Origin of the sequence: Pseudorhodoplanes sp. (assembly GCF_035565855.1) — a bacterium.
GTDB lineage: Bacteria > Pseudomonadota > Alphaproteobacteria > Rhizobiales > Xanthobacteraceae > Pseudorhodoplanes.
The window spans coordinates 1-1625 of record NZ_DATMRX010000151.1 but is presented as its reverse complement, the minus strand read 5'-3'; the positions used below and the strand labels follow the sequence as shown (position 1 = coordinate 1625).

The following is a 1625-nucleotide window of genomic DNA, read 5'->3' as shown; positions in this document are numbered from 1 at the left end:
CCGCCTGCCGTCGACCGGGCTCTGAAAGGCCTGGAAAGCATCAGCAGAGCATCGGACCGGGCGGGCGCGATCATCCAGCGCATTCACAGAATGGCGGTTAACGAGGCGGCCGAGTTTACCAGCGTCGACATCAACGCCGCGATTGCCGATACCGCCATGTTCGTCAAACACGATTTGCAGTCCCGGCAGGTCGAGTTGATGCTCAATCTCGAGGAAGGATTGCCGGTCCTGTTCGGCGATGAAGTGCAATTGCAGCAAGTGATGCACAACTTGATCAGGAACAGCGCGCAGGCCATTGCCGACAGCCAGTGTCAGCTTCGCTGCATCACGGTCACAACAGCGCGGCAGGGCGACGGTGTCGAAATCGTGGTCGAAGACACCGGACCCGGGATTCCGCCCGAGCAGGTCGACAGGCTGTTTGCCGCTTTTGAGACGACGAAACCGGGTGGCATGGGCATAGGGCTGACGCTGTGCCGTTCGATCGTCGCCTCTCACGGCGGCACCATCGAGGCGGACATGTCGTTCAGCGATGGAGCCAGATTTCGCATCACTCTGCCGCTGCAGGATCGGCTCTGAACGGCCTTGGCGTGCCGAGAGAACGGCATCGGCCGTCCGGAGGGCTGAGGGGGGAGCCTCCGGACGGACCGATGGTCGAGGCCCAATTAGTGGCTCGACACTTCCGCGAACGGCACGCGATTGAACTCGCGCTGTTCGATCTTCGAGATACCCAGCGTCTTGGCGGGCGCATAAGCATAAGCGTTGAGGCCGCTGGTCTGCTGCGGCTGGATCGCCTGCGGCATCTGGCCGAATTCGTCGAGCCCCGAGTCCGAAGCAAAGGCGGCGTTGGCAAAGCCGAGGGCGAGCAGCGCGGCGAGAGCAATCTTGGTGTTGGTCATTGTCGTAAGTCCTTTTTGAATTCGGCGGTTCGGCTCAGCCCGGACCGTGACCAATACGTAGAATGCGCTCCGTCCCGAAGCCATTATGCGGAGTGATGGAGTGTGCAAACATAGGTTTGTACGAGCGCCTCCGTTCGTCTCGCTTTCCGACGACGATCTTGCCGTTCACCGTGCGCCACTCCGACGCCTAGGTCGTTTGGATTGCGCGCGCTTCCACATGCCGGTTTGCAGGCTTTCGCTCGAACGGTCCACGCGCCGCCGGCGCACCTTCGTCCGCAAGACATACCTTCGTATGAGTCTCTAAGACTTATCGGCGATCCGTGAAAACTCATGTCGGCGCGGTTGTTCTGCTTGCATGCCATAGCATTCTCCCGTCGCGAACAATGGCGTCGATCTTCGCAAGTTCGTGAACGCGGCCTCGCAAGGTGTGTCGGTCGCAATTAGGTATTCACGCGAACCCAGGTGCTGGCGATGAAAGTCAAGCTGTGCGCTTCCTGCCCCTACAAGCCCTCTGACATAGGCGCTCACTATTCAGCCGATGCCGACGAGTACTGCTGTCTCGCGTGTCCGTCGTTGATCCCGACGGCGGAGATGAGGCCGCGGCGCCGCCGCCGGCGTCGCACCTTCGTTGCCGTTCCGCAGCGCCCGGCGGCTGTCGAGAAGGGGCCGCTGGCGGTGGCCGAGGCGGGACCGGGCATCTGAGGACAGGGGACAACCGATGCGTCGGTC

Annotated in this window: 2 protein-coding genes; one reads left to right on the top strand and one right to left on the bottom strand. The window is 61.8% G+C overall.

The features are described 5' to 3' along the window. A partial coding sequence (locus VN004_RS08380; protein ID WP_325608881.1) for a sensor histidine kinase occupies window positions 1-576 on the top strand: 576 nt, incomplete at its 5' end. 86 nt (window positions 577-662) lie between these two features. Here VN004_RS08380 and VN004_RS08375 read toward each other — a convergent pair. Next, window positions 663-896 (bottom strand): hypothetical protein, encoded by a 234-nt coding sequence (locus VN004_RS08375; protein WP_325608880.1) that lies wholly within the window; start codon window positions 894-896, stop codon window positions 663-665. Window positions 897-1625 lie beyond the last annotated feature (729 nt).

What these genes read in the sequence shown, in the direction of transcription:
- VN004_RS08375 (WP_325608880.1), bottom strand. Translation starts at nt 896, where the DNA reads ATGACCAACACCAAGATTGCTCTCGCCGCGCTGCTCGCCCTCGGCTTT.